Annotated in this window: 21 protein-coding genes and 1 pseudogene; 14 read left to right on the plus strand and 8 right to left on the minus strand. The window is 34.8% G+C overall.

Going from position 1 to position 19,737, the window contains the following annotated elements; genetic code table 11:
* The first annotated feature begins 11 nt into the window (after window positions 1-11).
* The 8 genes from MKY69_RS04985 (at window position 12) to radC (ending at window position 8,145) form a co-directional block, all read left to right on the plus strand.
* The gene (locus MKY69_RS04985) at window positions 12-863 is read left to right on the plus strand and encodes a Cof-type HAD-IIB family hydrolase (protein ID WP_003104375.1); all 852 of its coding nucleotides are present in this window, start codon (window positions 12-14) and stop codon (window positions 861-863) included.
* Window positions 864-998: 135 nt separating this feature from the next.
* The gene (locus MKY69_RS04990; RefSeq protein ID WP_003106786.1) at window positions 999-2,465 is read left to right on the plus strand and encodes a glycoside hydrolase family 1 protein; all 1,467 of its coding nucleotides are present in this window, start codon (window positions 999-1,001) and stop codon (window positions 2,463-2,465) included.
* A gap of 67 nt (window positions 2,466-2,532) precedes the next feature.
* Window positions 2,533-3,147, plus strand: coding sequence for a histidine phosphatase family protein (locus MKY69_RS04995; protein WP_062806651.1), 615 nt, complete (start codon window positions 2,533-2,535; stop codon window positions 3,145-3,147).
* A gap of 1 nt (window position 3,148) precedes the next feature.
* Window positions 3,149-3,766 (plus strand): histidine phosphatase family protein, encoded by a 618-nt coding sequence (locus tag MKY69_RS05000; RefSeq protein ID WP_062806650.1) that lies wholly within the window; start codon window positions 3,149-3,151, stop codon window positions 3,764-3,766.
* An 18-nt stretch (window positions 3,767-3,784) separates the two neighbouring features.
* Window positions 3,785-4,714 (plus strand): AEC family transporter, encoded by a 930-nt coding sequence (locus MKY69_RS05005; RefSeq protein ID WP_003106787.1) that lies wholly within the window; start codon window positions 3,785-3,787, stop codon window positions 4,712-4,714.
* A gap of 26 nt (window positions 4,715-4,740) precedes the next feature.
* Window positions 4,741-6,180, plus strand: a complete 1,440-nt coding sequence (locus MKY69_RS05010) for a 6-phospho-beta-glucosidase (RefSeq protein WP_003106788.1) — start codon at window positions 4,741-4,743, stop codon at window positions 6,178-6,180.
* Between the two features lie 113 nt (window positions 6,181-6,293).
* Window positions 6,294-7,418: an AI-2E family transporter gene (locus MKY69_RS05015; RefSeq protein ID WP_340791898.1), complete on the plus strand. Its 1,125-nt coding sequence runs from the start codon at window positions 6,294-6,296 to the stop codon at window positions 7,416-7,418.
* A gap of 46 nt (window positions 7,419-7,464) precedes the next feature.
* Window positions 7,465-8,145, plus strand: a complete 681-nt coding sequence (gene radC / locus MKY69_RS05020) for a RadC family protein (RefSeq protein WP_003106790.1) — start codon at window positions 7,465-7,467, stop codon at window positions 8,143-8,145.
* On the opposite strand, the pseudogene MKY69_RS05025 reads toward radC, so the two are convergent.
* The 7 genes and pseudogenes from MKY69_RS05025 to MKY69_RS05055 all read right to left on the minus strand — a co-directional run bounded on the left by MKY69_RS05025 (window position 8,142) and on the right by MKY69_RS05055 (window position 13,038).
* A pseudogene (locus tag MKY69_RS05025) lies at window positions 8,142-8,850 on the minus strand (gamma-glutamyl-gamma-aminobutyrate hydrolase family protein). The gene radC and the pseudogene MKY69_RS05025 overlap by 4 nt on opposite strands.
* On the minus strand, window positions 8,847-9,491 hold the full coding sequence (locus MKY69_RS05030; RefSeq protein ID WP_340791095.1) for a redox-sensing transcriptional repressor Rex: 645 nt from the start codon (window positions 9,489-9,491) through the stop codon (window positions 8,847-8,849). Before MKY69_RS05030 ends, MKY69_RS05025 begins: the two are co-directional and overlap by 4 nt.
* Window positions 9,492-9,661: 170 nt before the next feature.
* Complete coding sequence (locus MKY69_RS05035; protein WP_003106797.1) at window positions 9,662-9,874, minus strand: DUF4649 family protein; 213 nt, start codon at window positions 9,872-9,874, stop codon at window positions 9,662-9,664.
* 20 nt (window positions 9,875-9,894) lie between these two features.
* Complete coding sequence (locus MKY69_RS05040) at window positions 9,895-10,242, minus strand: DUF1831 domain-containing protein (protein WP_003103804.1); 348 nt, start codon at window positions 10,240-10,242, stop codon at window positions 9,895-9,897.
* Between the two features lies 1 nt (window position 10,243).
* Window positions 10,244-11,371 carry a cysteine desulfurase family protein gene (locus tag MKY69_RS05045; protein ID WP_311981350.1) on the minus strand — a complete coding sequence of 376 codons (1,128 nt, stop codon included), beginning with the start codon at window positions 11,369-11,371 and terminating at the stop codon, window positions 10,244-10,246.
* Between the two features lie 8 nt (window positions 11,372-11,379).
* The gene (locus MKY69_RS05050; protein WP_003106799.1) at window positions 11,380-12,348 is read right to left on the minus strand and encodes a ribose-phosphate diphosphokinase; all 969 of its coding nucleotides are present in this window, start codon (window positions 12,346-12,348) and stop codon (window positions 11,380-11,382) included.
* Window positions 12,349-12,465: 117 nt separating this feature from the next.
* A complete protein-coding gene (locus MKY69_RS05055; RefSeq protein WP_003106800.1) occupies window positions 12,466-13,038 on the minus strand; it encodes a CYTH domain-containing protein in 573 nt (190 codons plus the stop codon).
* A gap of 92 nt (window positions 13,039-13,130) precedes the next feature.
* On the opposite strand from MKY69_RS05055, the gene MKY69_RS05060 reads away from it, so the two are divergent.
* The 6 genes from MKY69_RS05060 (at window position 13,131) to MKY69_RS05085 (ending at window position 18,854) form a co-directional block, all read left to right on the plus strand.
* Window positions 13,131-13,802 carry a GTP pyrophosphokinase gene (locus tag MKY69_RS05060; protein ID WP_340791096.1) on the plus strand — a complete coding sequence of 224 codons (672 nt, stop codon included), beginning with the start codon at window positions 13,131-13,133 and terminating at the stop codon, window positions 13,800-13,802.
* Window positions 13,777-14,613: an NAD kinase gene (locus tag MKY69_RS05065; protein WP_003102823.1), complete on the plus strand. Its 837-nt coding sequence runs from the start codon at window positions 13,777-13,779 to the stop codon at window positions 14,611-14,613. The genes MKY69_RS05060 and MKY69_RS05065 overlap by 26 nt, the downstream gene beginning before the upstream one ends.
* Window positions 14,610-15,503, plus strand: a complete 894-nt coding sequence (locus tag MKY69_RS05070; RefSeq protein WP_003105449.1) for an RluA family pseudouridine synthase — start codon at window positions 14,610-14,612, stop codon at window positions 15,501-15,503. Before MKY69_RS05065 ends, MKY69_RS05070 begins: the two co-directional genes overlap by 4 nt.
* Window positions 15,504-15,520: 17 nt before the next feature.
* Window positions 15,521-16,513, plus strand: a complete 993-nt coding sequence (gene pta, locus MKY69_RS05075; protein WP_003106802.1) for a phosphate acetyltransferase — start codon at window positions 15,521-15,523, stop codon at window positions 16,511-16,513.
* Window positions 16,514-16,578: 65 nt separating this feature from the next.
* Window positions 16,579-17,337, plus strand: a complete 759-nt coding sequence (locus MKY69_RS05080; protein ID WP_340791097.1) for an SDR family NAD(P)-dependent oxidoreductase — start codon at window positions 16,579-16,581, stop codon at window positions 17,335-17,337.
* 173 nt (window positions 17,338-17,510) lie between these two features.
* Window positions 17,511-18,854, plus strand: a complete 1,344-nt coding sequence (locus MKY69_RS05085; protein ID WP_003108022.1) for an MFS transporter — start codon at window positions 17,511-17,513, stop codon at window positions 18,852-18,854.
* A gap of 47 nt (window positions 18,855-18,901) precedes the next feature.
* On the opposite strand, the gene MKY69_RS05090 is transcribed toward MKY69_RS05085, so the two are convergent.
* Entirely contained in the window at window positions 18,902-19,591 is a 690-nt protein-coding gene (locus MKY69_RS05090; RefSeq protein WP_003102584.1) for a hypothetical protein, read from the minus strand.
* Window positions 19,592-19,737 lie beyond the last annotated feature (146 nt).

Consider the following 19,737-nt stretch of genomic DNA (forward strand, 5'->3'; position numbering starts at 1 on the left):
AAAGTATTTTTATGACAATCAAATTAATTGCCTCAGACATGGATGGTACTTTCTTGAATGATAAGGGTACCTATAATCGTCAAAAATTTGAAACAATTTTAAAGCAACTTGATGAACGTGATATTAAATTTGTCGTAGCTAGTGGTAATAATATGGATCGATTAAATTTGATTTTCAAGGGCTTAACAGATCGCTTGGATTTTGTTGCCGAAAATGGTGCACATGTTATTTTTAAGGGTGAAAATTTAAAACGTCATAAAATAAATGCTAAAGATGTGACTCTTTTTTTAGATTACTATAAAGACTTTCTTGACCGGTATGCTGTAATGGTATCTTCTAAAGATAAGTCTTATATGCAAAAGAATGCAAAATTACCAACAGCTATGGCAATTGACCCTGAAGAGTTTCATCAATTTTTCTTGAAAATTAAACAAGTTGATGATTTTTCAGAAATTGATAAACATCAAGTCTTAAAGATTACTATGATGTTACCTGAGGAAATTTGCGATGCAGTAATTGCAGATTTTAATGATAATTTTCCTGGTGACCTAACTGCTGTAACCAGTGGTTTTGGTGCGGTCGATGTGATTCAAACTGGCATTCATAAGGCGTGGGGTCTTCAATTATTAATGGATAAATATGATATTAGTAGTGATGAGATAATGGCCTTTGGAGACGGTGGTAATGACATTGAGATGTTGAAATTAGCTAAATATTCTTATGCAATGGAGAATGCTCCGCAATCTGTCAAAGATGCTGCCAAATTTATAGCCCCTCATCATCATGAAGAAGGAGTTTTGCAAATTCTTGAGACCTTTTTGGTGCAAGTGAGTGCAGAAGAGGATTCTGACTTTAATACATAAAGGAAAAACTGAGCTCTGCTCAGTTTTTTTATCTATCTAGAGGTAGGAGGATAGTATCATATATCCAGAGGATGTTATAGGAAATCAGTATTAATTCATGATAATATTATCATAATACTAAGGAGGATTTAGAAAATGGCTAGAGAATTTCCGAAAGATTTTTTATGGGGTGGTGCGACAGCTGCTAATCAAATTGAGGGTGCATGGAACGAAGGTGGACGTGGTCCGGCAACTTCAGATACTTCTAGAGCTGTTGATCCAAAAGATCGTAAATCAATGGGTAGTGAATTTTTAACACCAATGAATCGTGAAAAATTGGATTTTGCTTTAAATGATAAAGAAGGTTTGTACCCAAAACGTTGGGGTTCAGATTTTTACCATCATTATAAAGAAGATATTGCTTTAATGGCCGAAATGGGCTTTAAAACATACCGTATGTCAATTGCTTGGTCTCGTATTTTCCCAAAAGGTGATGAAACAGTACCAAATGAAGAAGGACTAGCTTTTTATGATGCAGTCTTTGATGAGTTAAACAAGAATGGGATTGAACCATTGGTTACTCTATCACATTATGAATTTCCAATTCACTTAGTTACAGAATATGGTGGGTGGAAAAACCGTAAAATTGTTGATTTCTTCGTTCATTATGCAGAAACTGTCTTTGATCGATATAAAGGTAAAGTAAAATACTGGTTGACTTTCAATGAAATTAATATTCTTGGAATGACTGGATACCTTTCAGGTGGTTTATTATTTGAAGATGGTAAACTTGATTTAGAAGAAATGTACCAAGCTGTTCACCATCAATTTATTGCATCAAGCTTAGCAACGAAACGAGCTCATGAGATTGACTCAAATAATAAAGTTGGAATGATGCTTGCACGTATGGAATCATATCCTGCAACTTGCCATCCAGATGATGTAATGGAAGCAATCAAAAAAGATCATGAAAATCTCTTTTTTGCAGATGTGCAAATTCGTGGCAAATATCCAACTTATATGACACGATTCTTCAAGGAAAACAATATTAACTTAATTATTGAAGAAGGCGATAAAGAAATTCTAGAAAAATATCCAGTTGAATTTATGAGTTTTTCTTACTATATGAGTTCAATCACTCGTAGTCCTAAAAACCAAACTGATGAACAAAAAACCGGTGGTAATTTGATTCTTGGAGAAGCAAACCCTTACTTGGAAGCATCTGATTGGGGCTGGCAAATTGATCCTGTTGGATTACGCGTAACCTTAAATAAACTTTATGACCGTTATCAAATTCCACTCTTCATTGTTGAAAATGGATTAGGTGCCATAGATAAGCTTGAAGAAGATGGAAGTGTACACGATTCATATCGGATTGATTACCTACAAAAACATATCGAACAAATGTATGAAGCCATTGAAGATGGTGTTGAACTAATGGGCTATACTATGTGGGGTTGTATCGATTTAATTTCTGCTTCAACTTCAGAAATGTCTAAGCGCTATGGTTTTGTCTATGTCGATGCTGACGACCAAGGAAATGGCTCATTTGATCGTTATAAGAAGGATTCATTCTATTGGTATAAAGATGTCATTGCTAACCAAGCAAGAAATATACTGTAAGTTAGTTGAAAAATTTGTTCTTTAAGAAGGAACAAGTTTTTTGAAGATATGAAGGGTAAAGTATTAAATGACAAAAAAGCTATATTTAATGAGGCATGGTCAAACATTGTTTAATGTCCAAGATAGAGTTCAAGGGGCATGTGACTCTCCTTTGACTGAATTAGGAATTCAACAAGCTTTGCAAGTCAAAGATTATTTTTTAAAGAATAATATCTCATTTGACGAAGTTTATTCTTCGACTCAAGAGAGGGCGACAGATACAGCAAGATTAGTATCTGAACAAACAGTGGTCCAATTAAAAGGGTTGAAGGAGTGGAACTTTGGTTCATTCGAAGCGCAACCAGAAATGCTTTTGCCAAAATCAAATCCGGATGCTGATTCCTTTGAAGACTTATTAGTTCCTTATGGTGGTGAATCAGCAGATACTGTTGGAAAACGCGTCAAAGAAACAATTATAGATACTTTAATCCAATCAACTGCAGAAAAAGTGCTTATGGTAACCCATGGTGGTGCTATGTGGGCACTTAGTTTAGAATTAATGATTCCATTCCCTCACCGTTATAGAATTGGGAATTGTGCCATTTGTGAATTCGAGTTTGAGAATAATGAGTTAAGATTTAAACGGATTATCCAATCAGATCAGGATTTTAAAATTTTCTATTTTGATAAAAAGGAGAATTAGATTGTTAAAACGATTTTATTTAATGCGTCATGGTCAAACTTTGTTTAATGTACAAGGTCGTATTCAGGGAGCATGTGATTCTCCCTTAACAGATTTAGGTGTCGAACAAGCTAAAAATGCCAAAGAACACTTTGAAGAACTTTGTCTTAGCTTTACACACGTTTATTCTTCACCACAAGAACGAGCTTGTGACACTGCCGAAATTGCTAGTGGTCGAACAGATTTAATCCGTTTAAAAGGGTTGAAAGAATGGAATTTTGGAACATTTGAAGGTCATCAAGAATACCTCAATCCGCATTTACATAAAGAAGACGGGTCTGGCTATCGAGATTATTTTGTAGCCTATGGGGGAGAATCAAATATTCAAGTCTATGAACGAATGGATAAAACAATACGTGAGGTTTTAGACCATTCTGATGAAGCAGACATTAACTTATTGGTCAGCCATGGTGCGTCGATTACACAATTTTATCGTCACAAAACAATCCAGCCACCAACTTTAGACAAACGCATGTCAAATTGTGCCATACTCGAGTTTACATATGATGGAAAAGACTTCCAAGTCCAATCAGTTTATAACCCATATGACCAGGAGTATGTCTACCAAAGAAATAATTAAAGAGAGAATTTAACATTTATGCAAGCATTTAATACATTAGCACCTGTTTTCTTCATGCTTACTCTCGGCTACTTAGCCAGACATAAGCAGTGGTTAACAGCAGATCAAAAGGCAGGAGCTAATGCCTTAATTTTCACCATCCTGTTTCCGATTCTGATTTTTCATCTCATCATGTCAGCGGAAATCAAAGCATCTACTTTTCCAATTGTACTCTACATATTTATTGCATTTCAATTGGCAATGGTCCTAGGAAAACTGCTCAAAGGATTTATTGGGGAGTCACATGCACACTTTGCACATTTTTTATTACCGACCGTTGAAGGCGGAAGTGTTGCCTTGCCTTTATATTTGTCCATCGTCGGCGTTTCCAGTAATACGGTTATATTTGACTTAGCTGGCGCAGCCACAGCATTCTTGGTTATACCAATCTTGGTATCCAAAGCAAGTGCATCGAATGCTTCGCTAAAAGAATTAGCAATCTCTACAATAACCCATCCGTTTTTAATTGCAATTGGTCTTGGCTTAGTAGCTAACGCTTTTCATCTTAATCAGTTAATTAGTCATGCTCCCTTTGGAGATGCTTACTTTGGCATAATTGAAAAAGCAACCTCTCCAATTGTTGGGACTATACTCTTTATTTTAGGATATGACTTACAATTTGACCCAGAGACTTTTAAGTCAATTGGGAAACTCTTATTGGTTCGAGTTGCTATCTATAGTTTAATTATTGCTGGATTCTTCTTACTATTTCCAGTACTAATGGAAAACAAGGAATTTAAGATTGCTGTTTTATTATATTTCATGTGTCCTACAGGATTTGCCATGCCAGCAATTATTATGCCAGCCTTTAAGTCTGTAAAAGATGAACTCTTTTCAGCAACCTTTATTTCGTTATCACTTATTGTCACACTAGTGGTTTATACTTTACTAGTTGTCTTTATGGCTTAGGCCAGTTTATTTTAAAAGGAGAGAATATGTCAAATCAAGCAAAATTTCCTAAAGATTTTCTTTGGGGAGGTGCAACAGCTGCCAATCAATGTGAAGGTGCTTACGATGTCGATGGACGTGGTTTAGCTAACGTTGACCTAGTTCCAATTGGTGAAGATCGTTTCCCAATTATTGCTGGTGAAAGAAAAATGTTTGACTTTGAAGATGGCTATTTTTACCCAGCAAAAGAATCAATTGATTTCTACCATCATTACAAAGAAGATATAGCTTTATTTGCTGAAATGGGCTTTAAAACGTACCGTATGTCAATTGGCTGGTCACGTATTTTTCCTAATGGTGATGAAACTGAACCAAATGAAAAAGGTTTAGAATTCTATGAAAATGTTTTTAAAGAGTGCCGTAAATATGGTATTGAACCGCTTGTAACAATCACTCACTTTGATTGTCCAATGCACTTAATTGAAGAATATGGTGGATGGCGTAACCGTAAGATGATTGATTTCTACGGAAACCTATGCCATGTTATTTTTAACCGTTATAAAGGTCTTGTTAAATACTGGTTGACTTTCAACGAAATTAATATGATTCTTCATGCACCATTTATGGGAGCAGGTATTTGTTTTGAAGAAGGCGAAAATAAGGAAGAAGTAAAATTTCAAGCTGCCCATAATGAATTGGTGGCGTCAGCCTTAGCAACTAAGATTGCTCATGAAGTAGATCCTGACAATAAGGTCGGATGTATGTTAGCTGCTGGGCAATATTACCCAAATACTTGTGATCCAAAAGATTACTGGGCTGGTATGAAAGAAGATCGTGAAAATTACTTCTTTATCGATGTTCAGGCGCGTGGTTATTATCCAAATTATGCTTTGAAGAAATTTGAACGTGATAATTTGAATATTGAGATGACTGAAGATGATTTAGCTTTGTTAAAAGAACATACAGTTGACTTCATTTCATTCTCTTATTATTCAAGTCGTGTTGCTTCAGGAGATCCAAAGGTAAATGAGGAAACACAAGGAAATATCTTTGCTTCAATTAAAAATCCTTACTTAGATTCTTCTGAATGGGGATGGCAGATTGACCCACTTGGACTTCGTATTACAATGAATGCCATTTGGGATCGTTATCAAAAACCACTGTTTGTAGTTGAAAATGGACTCGGTGCTATTGATACGCCTGATGAAAATGGTGATGTTGAAGATGACTACCGTATTGACTATCTTCGTCAACATATTCAAACCATGAATGATGCTATTAATATCGATGGCGTTGAGTTATGGGGCTATACAACTTGGGGTTGTATTGACTTAGTTTCAGCAGGTACAGGTGAAATGAAAAAACGTTATGGCTTTATTTATGTAGATCGTGACAATGACGGAAACGGAACTTTAAAGCGTACTAAGAAAAAATCATTTGATTGGTATAAAAAAGTTATTGCAAGTCAAGGTACTGATTTAGATTAACAAATTGTCCTTAGTCTTTTTATAATACTGGAAGTCGATTATTCGGCTTCTTTTTAATCCAATTGTCGAGTTAATATAGAGAAATAGTGTATAATGGTAGGAAAGGAGTAATGATGAAATTTGAAAAAAAACAGGTCTTAAATTTAGTCCTACTATTTGTAATCTGTTATGCTATAAAATCAAATTGGGAGATGGGCTCAAATGTAATAGAAACCATTTATCGAACTAGCTTACCTTTCCTGTATGGAGCAGCCTTAGCTTATGTCGTCAATATTGTGATGAGCACCTATGAAACTGGTTTAGGTAGACTGATAAAAGGAGAAAAATATGCTAGCTTAAAAAGGGCAATCTCAATGATTCTAGCTTACTTAACCTTCTTTACACTTTTAACTTGGATTATTTCTATTGTTATTCCAGATTTAATTGCTAGTTTATCATTGATGCTTCAATTTGACACAGAATCTATTAAAACAGTGGTTCATGACTTAAGTCACAATCAATTGATTGCAAAAGCCATTAAATATGCTGGAGGTGTTTCTGAAATAACAAAAACAATTTCAAACTACAGTCACCAATTACTACAACAATTATTATCAGTATTTACAAATATCTTAACTTCAGTAACAATGATTGCATCAGCAGTTATTAGTTTATTTGTCAGTTTTGTATTTTCACTTTATGTTTTGGCCAATAAAGAACAATTATGCCGTCAAGGTAATTTACTAGTGGATACATACACTGGTATTTATGCACAACGGATTCATTATTTTGTTGGCTTACTTCACAGTCGCTTTCATGGTTTCTTTGTTGGACAAAGTATTGAAGCAATAATTTTAGGCAGTTTAACTGCACTTGGTATGTTTATCTTGCAAATTCCTTTTGCGGCAACAATTGGTGTCTTAGTTGCTTTTACAGCATTAATTCCGGTTGTAGGTGCTTATATTGGGTTAGTTATTGGATTTATATTAATTATGACGCAATCTATGACTCAAGCTATTATTTTTGTTGTTTTCTTAGTCGTATTACAACAATTTGAAGGTAATCTGATTTATCCACGTGTAGTTGGTGGCTCTATCAAACTTCCAGGGATGTGGGTGTTGTTAGCAATTACAATTGGCGCATCATTAAAAGGAATTATTGGGATGGTTGTAGCTGTTCCTTTAGCAGCAACCTTCTATCAGATGATTCGGGACAATGTTGAAAAAAAACAAGCTATTAAAAAAAAACAGGTTTCTTAAGGAAATCTGTTTTTTTTTCGAATAATTTGATAGAAGGAGAAAATATATGTATAACATTAAAATTGAACAAGAATCACTAATGCCAAGAGAAAGACTTGTCAGCCTAGGGGCTGAAATGCTAAGTAATCAGGAATTATTAGCTATTCTATTGCGAACTGGGAATAAAGAAAAACCAGTAATGGAATTATCTGCCCATATCCTTTCTGGATTAGATAAACTATCTGACTTTAAAAAGTTATCTTTGCAAGAATTACAACAGTTGGCAGGAATTGGAAAGGTCAAATCAATTGAGATAAAAGCGATGATCGAATTAGCTAATCGGATTCAAGCAAGTGAAGAAAAGATTGAAGGACAACTTTTGTCATCCCATCAAGTTGCTCAACGGATGATTAAACTGCTTGGAGAGAAAAAACAAGAGCACTTAATGACTATTTATTTAGATACCCAAAATCGGATAATTGAGGAAAAAACCATCTTTATTGGGAGTGTGAAACGCTCAATAGCAGAACCTCGAGAAATCTTACATTATGCCTGTAAAAATATGGCAACTAGTTTAATTGTTGTCCATAATCATCCTTCTGGATTAACGAACCCAAGTGAAAATGATTTTCATTTCACTGAAAAAATAAAACAATCATGCGACCAAATTGGAATAACCTGTTTGGATCACATCATCGTTGGAAAGAAAACATATTATAGTTTCAGAGAAAATACACAAATTTTTTAATAAGTATTAATAAAATAACTAAATAACTGAACATCAGTATCTGATTTTTGTTGAAGTAGCTCAGGATGCCATTGAACACCAATGAAATTAAGTTTTGGATTGCTTGAAATAACAGCCTCTACAGTATTATGTCTCGGGTCTGACAGCAATGATCTCCAGACCTCTACCAAGTTCTTTAATACTTTGGTGATGAAATGAATTAATCAAAGCTATTTCACTATAAATATCCTGTAAAAAAGAGTGCTTTTTAGTTACCATTTCGTGGTATTGAGAATAGGATGGTCCATTTTGCCAATGATTTAGTATATTTTGATTAAGTGTGCCACCAAGGATAACATTCATTAATTGCATGCCACGACAGATTCCAAAAATTGGTTTACCTTGCTTCAAAGCTTCTTTGATTAAGGCAATTTCATAGATATCTCTTTCATAGAAGAAATCATCATTGAAGGCATTTTTTTCTTCTTTGTAAAAAGAAGGATCTACATTTTGACCACCTATTAAGATAATTTTGTCTATAGGGGAGACATTGTGTTGAGCAAATTCCTCATCACCAATAGGGAGAAGTAGTGGAATGGCGTCTGATTTAATTACTGCATCAAAAAAACCTGCATAGGCATAGGTCCAAGGCAGGTCATCTAAAGCAGTATTTAGTCGTTGATTGGCAGAAATGCCAATAATTGGCTTAGTCTTGCTTACTCCTATAATGTATCGTTTTGATTCATAAAGTAAAGTAAAGTTTGTAATTCACTAGTTAGGTCCACATACTGTACAATAATTCCTTTAGGAACAATTAAGTGAACTGGAGAGAAGCAAAGAATACCTCTTATTCCTGAAGCAATAAGTTGGTCCGCAACCTCTTGTGCATGATCACTTTGAACAGTTAGGATTGCAGTTTCAATCTCTGTGTTTTTAAGCTGCTCTTTAATTGATGAAATACCATAAATAGGAATACCATCTGAAGTTGATGTTCCAACAATTGGATTATCATCAGTATCAAAGCCCATGGCAATTTGCATTTTATTGCGATCATGGAAACGGTAGTGTAGTAAAGCCCGACCGATATTACCTACCCCTACAATGATGACATTTGTCGTTGAGTGGTCATTAAGTAGGTCGGCGAAGAAGTTCATTAATTTTGTAACATCATAGCCAAATCCACGACGGCCTAATTCACCAAAATATGAGAAATCACGACGAACAGTTGCTGAGTCGATACCCATAGCATCTGCAATTTGTTTTGAACTCGCCTTTTCAACTTGATCAGCATGAAATCTTTTAAATATTCGGTAGTAGAGGGATAAGCGTTTTGCAGTCGCTTTTGGAATAGATTTGTCGATAACCACGGTAGTAGCTCCTTTAATATAATAGACTGATATAATTCTGTTACTATTGTAACAAATACTTTGTGAAAATTACAACGTTAAAATTTGAAATACAGTAAAAATTAAAAAATTTTATAAAATATGTATAAAAAAACCAATTTTGACATGTTAAATCAAAATTGGTGAAACTATTATTTTTCATTTCGTTTAAGCAGATAAAAATAAAGGTCTCCATAAGTTCCCTGATAATCTAATTCTTGTCCGTCTACAGTTACAGAAATAACTGGATGGTAATCAGGGGTTGAAATATCACAAGAGACTTGAGCCCGTTCAAATTCCTTAAAATCTGAAAATAAAACTGTTTTTTCTTGTTTACTTTCATTAAAAAAACTGACTTTAATCATTAATTTCTCCTTATAGAATCTTAATTTTCTTGTTTGATAAAAATATCTCGTTCTACCAAACTATCCATTAAAAAGTAAAATTTATCTTGAATAATTTTGTTATCTTCTGACTTAAAGATGTTGACCAAACGAAGAGCAGATTTGTCTGTGATAGTTAATTTAAAAGAGCTTAAATCTTTATTGATTGTGATTTTTAAAGGAAAACCTTCACCGGAATTTGGAACTTCCTCTAACAGTCGAGTTAATTCATAGTGGCCAATTTTAGTTTCACTAAAAGTTGTATCACGCAATGTATATTTCTTTACTTTTGGACTGATGATATAAGTATATTTGCAATCCTTTAAGGCAATTTCTTTTTCAAAAGCCATTCTATTCTCCTATTATTTTTTTTATTTCATCTACTAGAAAATCAACTTCCTCAATGGTGTTTTGGTCTGAAAAACTGATCCTAAGTGATTCAATTAGTTGATGAGCATCTTTCCCATAATAACTTTCCAAAACGTGACTTGGTTCCACCGTTCCTGCAGTACAAGCAGAGCCAGTTGAGACTGCTACTCCTGACAGATCTAGGCGGGTTAATAGCATGGCATTAACTTGTCCGGGAAAGCCCAGATTAATGACATGTGGTAAGGATTTGTTGCCCTTATTAAGATAAAAAGCAGTGCCCTGCAATTGTTCCAAAAGATGTTCCTTAAGTTGCTCAACATGCTGATAATTTTCAGACATCATTTGATAAGCATCAGTAAGAGCTTTTGTCATTCCAACGATTCCAATTAAATTTTCAGTACTTGAGCGTCTCTTTTCTTCCTGATCACCGCCATGTAGAAGTGGATCAAAAAGAACATCATCTTGATAAAGGAAACCAACTCCTTTTGGTCCATGGAATTTATGGGCAGAAGCCGACATCATATTAATTCCAAGATTTTTTGGGAATAGTCGCACTTTTCCCATGGTTTGAACAGCATCAACATGAAAAACGGCTTGGTGATCTTTGAGGATGTCACCAACTTCAGCAATTGGGAGAAGATCACCAGTTTCATTATTAGCTGACATCATGCTAACTAAAATAGTGTCTGGACGCAGAGCTTTTTGAAATTCATCTAGTGAGATAGTCCCATCTTTTGCTTCTAGGTACGTAATCTCAAAGCCAAAACGCTTTTCAAGATAGTCCATGGTATGAAGTACAGAATGATGTTCAATGGCAGTAGTGATAATATGCTTACCTTTATCTTGGTGAGCTAATGCATAGCCTTTAATCGCCGTGTTATTACTTTCAGTACCACCTGAGGTATAAATTAATTGACGACTTGGAACATCGAGTAAATTGGCAATCTCTTGACGACATTCCCTTAAAGTCTTATTGGCCAGTCTGCCAAAAGAGTGAATGCTAGATGGGTTACCAAAATTAGAAGCCATGACCGAAGTCATGGCAGCAATTACTGAATTACTTAGTGCAGTTGTCGCTGCATTGTCAAAATAGATTAGTTTATTTTTCATTTTATTTTTTATTTAGTTGAGTCAAAAGCAAATAGTGGGCTTAGTGGTTTTTTTTCATGAATTCTAATGATAGCATCTGCAATTAATTGACTTGAAGAAATGTACTTAACATTATTTGGGATACGATTTTTTGTTTTAACAGAATCAGTTACAAGGATTTCTTTAATTGGTGCAGCCTCTAAAACATCAGCAGCTCCGCCAGCAAAAAGTCCATGACTTGAAACAGCATATATTTCTGTTGCTCCACCACGTTCTAAAATTTTTGCAGCTTCCGCAAAAGTTTTACCTGTGTTTAAAATATCATCAATCAAAATGGCCTTTTTGCCTTCAACATCACCAATGATAAATCCTTGTTCACGTTCAGAATCGTCTTGTGCATAGTCAATAATAGCAATTGGGGAATCTAGATATTCAGCTAATGAGCGAGCTCGCTTAATACCTGAATTTTTTGGACTAACAACAACAACATCGTTACCTGATAAACCTTGTTTACAATATTCTTTGGCAAATAGTGGAATTGTAAATAAGTTATCTACAGGAATATCGAAGAACCCTTGAACTTGAACTGCGTGTAAGTCAAGCGTTAAAACACGATCAATTCCAGCTTTTGTTAACATATTAGCAACAAGTTTTGCTGTAATTGGTTCACGTGAACTTGCAATACGGTCTTGTCGAGAATAGCCAAAATATGGTAATACAACATTGACAGTATTAGCAGAGGCACGTTTACATGCATCAATCATAATTAAAAGTTCCCAAAGGTTATCATTAACTGGGAAACTTGTTGATTGGATAATATAAATATCATCTCCTCGTACAGTTTCTTCAATGTTAATCATAATTTCACCATCAGAAAATTGACGTGATGAAAGTTTTCCTAAAGGAATACCAGCCGCTTCAGCAATCTTTTCCGCAATTGGAAGATTTGAAGTTAGTGAAAATAATTTGATTTGCTTATCAGCATATCGTTCAGTCATTAGAGATTGTGCTCCTTATGTTATGAGGAATAGTAGTCAAATTTTTGATTCTATTCTAGATTAATTTCAACACTTTAATTCTATCAAAAAATGAGAAAAAAATCAGTCTTTTAGCTATTAATTTTCGTCTTTTAGAGTTTTGCTAAATCGTGCAACTTTACTTTTGGCAAATTTAAAAGAAATCTGATTATCATTTAAGTACTGATTAAAGTCTTGTTTACCTTTTTCAGCTTGGTCAACTTCAAGCTCTAACTCATAATCCTTAATGTTAGCATATTGGTTGTAATCTAGAGCCATTTTACCAATTGATGTGTCTGTTTCACGACGGACTGTTGTAAGGTGACCAAAACAAGCTAATTGGTCTTGCTCAATATCTAGAGCATCGATTATTTCTTTAATTGGTGAAACTGTTAAGGAAAAATCCTTAATTAAAAATTTAGCTTGTTTATTAGATAAACTTACATTATATTCACGGTTGCCAACTTCTTCAGGGACTTTAAGGGTCATTTCAGCCTTATCAGCTAGAGTTCGAATCCTCAAGGACATTTTATGTTTCTTTAAATCAAAATTAGGGGTATCAATATAGTAATTAGTTTGTGTCACAGGCTGAATGTGCGACATTTTTGCTAACAAACGATTATATTCATCCTTTGTTAACAGTGTTTTATATTCAATTTCTAGGTTAGTCATGCAAATTCCCTTTGCTTTCGTTTTATGCTATAATTAATTGTTATTTCAATTTTATATTAAAGAAGAAATTTTGACAAGAAAGGAGTGGCAACGTGCCTCTAGATTGGGAAGAATTTTTGGATCCATACATCCAAACGGTTGGAGAACTAAAGATAAAATTACGTGGTATTCGTAAGCAGTTTCGTAAACAAAATCGCTATTCACCAATAGAATTTGTAACAGGTCGTGTCAAATCTGTTGAAAGTATTAAAGAAAAAATGCAATTACGAGGCGTTCTCGAAGAGAACATTGCTCAAGATATTCAAGATATAGCTGGTCTCCGAATTATGGTTCAATTTGTTGATGATATTGATGAGGTATTGAATCTTTTACGCCATAGAAAAGATATGTCAATCGTTTATGAACGGGATTATATTCGTAACATGAAATCCTCTGGATACCGTTCGTACCATGTGGTGGTCGAATATCCAGTTGATACAATTGATGGCCAAAAGAAGGTTTTAGCTGAGATTCAAATTAGAACACTTGCAATGAACTTTTGGGCAACAATTGAACATTCATTGAATTACAAATATCGAGGTGAATTTCCAGAAGAAATTAAAAAAAGACTTTCGACAACTGCAAAAATAGCTTTAGAGCTTGATGAAGAGATGCGTAAAATTCGCGAAGATATCAGAGAAGCTCAGCTATTATTTGATCCAGTTACGCGTAATTATAGTGATGGTGTAGGAAACAGTGATGACTCAGATGAATTATACAGATAAAGCTACTCGTGTAGCAATCATAGCTAATGGAAAATACCAAAGTAAGCGTGTCGCTTCAAAGCTTTTTTCTGTTTTTAAAGATGATCCAGATTTCTACCTCTCAAAAAAGAATCCGGATATCGTTATTTCAATTGGTGGAGATGGGATGCTCCTTTCTGCCTTTCATATGTATGAAAAAGAACTTGATAAGGTACGGTTTGTAGGTGTCCATACCGGTCACCTTGGGTTCTATACAGACTATCGTGATTTCGAAGTTGATAAATTAATTGAGAACTTACGTAAGGACAAGGGTGAAAAAGTCTCTTATCCAATTCTTAAAGTAAAAATTTCACTGGAAGACGGACGTGTGATAACTGCGCGTGCTTTGAATGAAGCAACCATTAAAAGAATCGAAAAAACAATGGTAGTAGATGTAATTATTAATAATGTTCGATTCGAAGCTTTCCGTGGAGATGGTTTATCGGTTTCAACTCCAACAGGGAGTACAGCCTATAATAAGTCCTTAGGCGGTGCAATTCTTCATCCAACAATTGAAGCTTTACAATTAACAGAAATTTCCAGTTTGAATAATTTAGTTTTTCGGACTGTAGGTTCATCTTTGATTATTCCCAAGAAAGATAAAATCGAATTAGTTCCGCAAAGAACTGGTATCTATACTGTTTCAATTGATAATAAAACCTATAATTTAAAGAACGTTACAAAAGTTGAATATTTCATTGATGAAAAGAAAATTAACTTTGTTGCGACTTCTAGTCATACAAGTTTTTGGGAAAGGGTTAAAGATGCCTTCATCGGTGAAATTGAGTCATGAGATTTGATTATACAGCCGACCGCCGGACGAAAGTAAAGACACTTTTGAAGGGGCATGACGTTTCCAAGGGTCTACTAGCTAAAGTTAAATATCGTGGTGGTAAGATTCTCGTAAATGAGCAAGAACAAAATGCCACCTATTTATTAGATATTAATGACATTGTAACTATCCACATTCCAGATGAATTGCCTTTTGAAAAGTTAGAAGCTGTGTCACATCCTTTGGATATTGTATACGAAGATGAACATTTTTTGGTGATTAATAAACCTTTTGGATTTGCCAGTATTCCAAGTGCTATTCATTCAAATACTATTGCAAATTTTATTAAGGCTTACTATATTGAAAAAGATTATCCCAACAAACAAGTCCATATTGTTACTCGATTGGACAGGGATACAAGTGGATTGATGCTCTTTGCAAAACATGGCTATGCGCATGCTAGATTAGATAAGCAGTTGCAGGCTCGGTCTATTGATAAACATTATTATGCATTGGTCTCAGGGCCAGGACAATTACCAGATAGCGGTGAGATTATTGCACCAATTGGTCGTTCAAAAGATAGCATCATTACTAGAGCAGTTGATCCAATGGGCAAGTATGCTAAAACAACATACCAAGTTGTTGGACGCTTTGCGGAAAATGTCCATTTAGTTGACATCAAACTACATACAGGAAGAACTCACCAAATCAGAGTTCATTTTTCTCATATTGGTTTTCCACTCCTTGGTGATGACCTTTATGGAGGCCGGATAGACCTTGGTATTACAAGGCAAGCCTTGCATTGTCACTCATTAAATTTTTATGATCCTTTTACTGAAAAAGAAAGTAAACATGCAATTGATTTGACAGATGACTTTGAGAACGTTATCATAGATTTACAGAAAAAATAAAAAGAGGTATAGAAAAAATGAATATTAGAAGTTTATTCGGTGGATTACGCGAAAAAGTTGTTGGTAAAAACATGAAAATCGTATTTCCTGAAGGAAATGACGAACGTGTTGTCCGTGCAGCGGCGCGTTTAAAATTTGAAGGTCTTGTAGAACCAATCATCCTCGGTAAAACTGATGAAATACATTCAATTCTTACTCAACTTGGATTCAAAGATCAAGAATATATCATTATGGATCCAGAATCTTATCCTGAATTTGAACAAATGAAAGCTGAATTTGTTGAAATTCGTAAAGGTAAAGCAACTTTAGAAGATGCTGACAAAATGTTAAGAGACGTTAACTATTTTGGTGTTATGTTAGTTAAAATGGGTCTTGCTGATGGTATGGTTTCAGGAGCTGCTCACTCAACTGCTGACACTGTTCGTCCAGCTCTTCAAATCATTAAAACAAAACCAGGTATTTCACGTACATCAGGTGTATTCTTAATGAACCGTGAAAACACAAACGAACGTTATATCTTTGCTGACTGTGCTATCAATATTGATCCAAATGCACAAGAATTATCTGAAATTGCTGTTAACACTGCTGAAACAGCTAAAATTTTTGATATTGAACCTAAAATTGCTATGTTAAGCTTCTCAACTAAAGGTTCAGGTAAAGCACCTCAAGTTGATAAAGTAGCAGAAGCAACCAAAATTGCTAAAGAATTAGCGCCACAATTATCTTTAGATGGTGAATTACAATTCGACGCTGCCTTTGTTCCAGAAACTGCAGCAATCAAAGCCCCAGATTCAGATGTTGCTGGTAAAGCTAACACATTTATCTTCCCAGACTTACAATCAGGAAACATTGGTTACAAGATTGCACAACGTTTAGGTATGTTTGATGCCATTGGACCAATCTTACAAGGTTTAAATAAACCTGTAAATGATTTATCACGTGGATCTAGTGCTGAAGATATCTACAAATTAGGTATTATTACTGCTGCACAAGCTTTAGAAAACAAATAATAGATAGAGTGGACTTGATTTCCTTGTGAGGTCAATCCGCTTTTCTTTTAAATTAGGAGAAAGATATGTCTAATAAAGTTGCCTTAGTTACAGGAGCTTCAGCCGGTTTTGGAAAAGCAATTGTTACAAAATTAATAGAAGATGGCTATCGCATTATCGTCGCTGCCCGTCGCTTGGAAAAATTAACTGAACTACAAACCATTTTTGGTCAGGATAAAGTATATCCTGTTCAAATGGATATTACAAAAACAGAAATGATTGACCAAGTCTTAAAATCACTTCCAGAAGAGTGGTCTCAAATTGACTTATTAATCAACAATGCTGGCTTAGCCATTGGACTTGATAAAGCATATGAAGCTAATTTTGAAGATTGGATGACGATGATAAATACCAACATCATCGGGTTGACCTATTTAACACGACAAATTTTACCTCAAATGGTTGACAGAAATAGTGGGATGATCATTAATTTGGGATCAACTGCTGGAACTATCCCTTATCCTGGTGGCAATATTTATGGTGCGACTAAGGCTTTTGTTAAACAATTTTCACTAAACCTTAGAGCTGATTTAGCTGGTACAAAAATTAGAGTGACTAATATTGAACCAGGTTTGTGTGAAGGAACTGAATTTTCATCAGTTCGTTTCAATAGTGATGAAAACCGCGTTGATGCTGTTTATCAAGGTGCTAATGCCATTCAACCGATTGATATTGCTAATACAGTCAGTTGGATTGTAAGTCAACCAGAGCATGTCAATATCAATCGCATCGAAATCATGCCAGTAAGTCAATCTTATGGACCACAACCTGTTCATAGAGATTAAAAATTAATAAAAGATACTTTTCATTAGTCCTGATATTTGATAAAATAGATAGAGCTTTGACAGACAGAAAATATAATTTTAATTGCAACAATTAAATGGGTGCTTAGATATATTCAAGTACCCTTTTGTCTGGCTCTAATAACTTTTAAACATCAATCTTCAATGAGGTAATTATGAATACAAAACAATGGCATGTGATGCCAGCAATTATTTCCACGGCTATTTTAAGTTTCTGTGGTGTCTTAATTGAAACATCAATGAATGTCACTTTCCCAGAATTAATGTCACTATTTTCAGTTGGACCCGCTGCGATTCAGTGGCTAACCACAGCTAATTTGCTAGCAGTAGCATGTATTGTACCCTTATCAGCTTATTTAATTAGGAACTACTCTGAACGCTATATTTTTATTTTAGCTAATAGTCTATTTTTAATTGGTATGGCTATCGACAGTATTGCCCCTACTTTATCAATTTTACTGATTGGTCGAATTCTTCAAGGAATGGGGACTGGGATTGCCTTACCATTGCTCTTTCATATCATCATGAGTCGGGTTGAATTTGAAAAAAGAGGGTTAGTGATGGGAGTGGCGACCATGACTACCTCATTAGCTCCAGCAATTGGACCAAGTTATGGGGGAATTATCCTGGCTTACATGGGATGGCAAATGATTTTCGTAACACTTTTTCCACTAATCCTTTTATCTACATTCTTTGGTCTCAAATCAATTCCCAATCGTGATGTTCTGATAATTGAAAAAGTCAATTGGTTGGCATTTGGTGTACTAGGGATTGCCTTATCAACTTTATTGATATCTATTGAAAAACTTTCAGTGATCCTATTTATAGTCAGCATGCTGTCATTTGTTTTGTTTTATTTCTTCAACAAGAAAAAAATGTTATTGAATTTGCAAGTCTTTAAGAACACAACCTACTTAATTCTATTACTGGGTGTATTGACCTATCAAATGATTCCTCTAGCTCTATCATTCATCTTGCCTAATCATTTGCAGCTTGTCCTCAACCTAAGTTCAGTACAAGCTGGACTCTTTATGTTCCCTGGTGCTATCTTAGCAGCAATCCTCTACCCACTATCAGGACATATCTTAGATCGGCTGGGTGCCTTTAAGCCACTTGTTTTGGGATTATCCCTTGCTATTATTGGACTCGCTTTTATGACGATTGCCTTGATGGGCAAATCAGCCCTCTTCTTGTTAGTTTCAGATATCCTAGTTAAAGCGGGGATGGGTGTTGGTGCAAGTAACATGATAACATCTGCACTTACGAAACTGGAAAAGAACCTAGAAGCTGATGGTAACAGCGTTTTAAACACTTTACAACAATTTGCAGGAGCCTTTGCGACAGCCGTTGCCTCTCAGTTTTTTGCTATTGGACAAGCCAGTGGTCAAGTAAATGGCGAAAGCCTTGGAGCCCGTAATGGAGTCTACTTTATTTTAGTCTTTGTCGTCATTACCTTTATTAACATCCTTATCTTAAAAAATCGAAAAGCTATTTCATAACAAAAAGCCTTAATCTTTGATTAAGGCTTTTCTAATTGCAGAGCAATTTAAAAATCATCAGAAATGGAAGGACCAGAAGTCACATCAGACCATCCCACAATAGCTTGCGCTGTTTCTTCCAAGTAATCAGCCAAGATAGGTTTTATATCCTGAACATAATCCAAACTTCCAAGGTAGGTGCCCTGCTCATCTTTTAAGGCATAATAGGATTGATAATAGATGTGATCAGCCGATGCTGAAGGTAATAAAAAGTGTTTCTGGTCAATTCCATTTGGTTTGACCAACTGTTTTTGAATCCAAGATTCAATTTTTAGATTGTCATCTTCGAAAAAGCTACCATTAAATTGATGGTTATGCCTAATAATTGTTCCTGTTTGGTCAGCTAATCTGACTTGAAAAGGATGAGCATTGATCATTTGATTTGCAATCGTAAAATAAAAATTTGTTAGTTTAACATTTAGTGCTGAAAATTGTTTCATCTCAACTAAATTTTCTTTATAGACCAAATGAGAATTGCTTAGCTCAGCTGTACTGAATATCAATTGTGGAAGCAGTAGCCTATCATCATTTTTAGGTAGAAATACTGCTTGGAAGTCTCTGCTTTTTTCCATAGAAAAAGTAGAAGATATGGTAAGATGGAATAAATGAGAAAAATGTTCTTCAAGAGTTTTGTATAGTGATTCGAGCTCTGCATCTTGATTTGGATTCAGTGCTAATACATTGTAAGGATTCATCATACTACAATGATAGCGACTTTTTTCTGAAATAGCAATTCTACTGTTCTTTTTTTAAGCGGAGGAGATGACCATAGGATAGTATTATAAATTCACACTAAAAGCCTAGAATCAAATCTTTATAGCATAGTATAATGTAGTTAAGAAAA

The organism is Streptococcus sp. FSL R7-0212 (assembly GCF_038007985.1).
GTDB lineage: Bacteria > Bacillota > Bacilli > Lactobacillales > Streptococcaceae > Streptococcus > Streptococcus parauberis.